The following is a 640-nucleotide window of genomic DNA, read 5'->3' on the forward strand; positions in this document are numbered from 1 at the left end:
AAATAAGGTCAAGATCAGGATCATCGGTGTTAATCACCGAAGAATAAGGAATGGAGCCCACACTCACTTGGCTTCGAGTATCGATGGTTTTATCGGAGCCAAAACCATTGTCGTTCAAATTGATAAATGAATTTGGGTCAAAATCAACAAAGCCAATAGAAACCGCATCACTGTCAGTCAACGCTATAGAAGCCGCGAATATCTTCTCTAAACGATTTTGAATCGCTTCATTTGAGGCATAGGCCGAGGATGAAAAAAGGCCAGTTAAGATCAGAGCAATAGAAGAGGAATACAGCGATTGGGGTGAAAGCATTAAGTTGACTCCATTCAAACTTATGCTTCAAGTGTAATTGGTAACTTAACTATTTCAATCAGAGAGTTAACGGTGTGGTTGATACTGCTCTCAGTTCCAACTGCAAGAGCGTTGCCAAATCGATGGCTCCCCAAAGCTCTTCTACGTCTTGGATTCTAAAATGAATAATCATATGTGCCTCTGTCTAAATTGGAGTCTTATCTTGGATCATTCTGAAACCGGGAACTTACCATAATACGCCATACCCAGTGAAATGACTGTTTACAACTCTGATAGGCGAAGTGATTGTTCATAAGAACTAATTAACGCTGGATGACACGCAGGAAC

1 protein-coding gene is annotated in these 640 nt (G+C 40.8%); it reads right to left on the reverse strand.

The genetic code is table 11. The features are described 5' to 3' along the window. Positions 1–313: Solitary outer membrane autotransporter beta-barrel domain (locus tag AB4486_RS26560; protein ID WP_372119759.1), on the reverse strand; the 313-nt coding region annotated here is incomplete at its 3' end. Positions 314–640 lie beyond the last annotated feature (327 nt).

Source organism: Vibrio sp. 10N.222.55.C6 (assembly GCF_041473395.1).
GTDB classification, from domain to species: Bacteria; Pseudomonadota; Gammaproteobacteria; order Enterobacterales; family Vibrionaceae; genus Vibrio; species Vibrio crassostreae_C.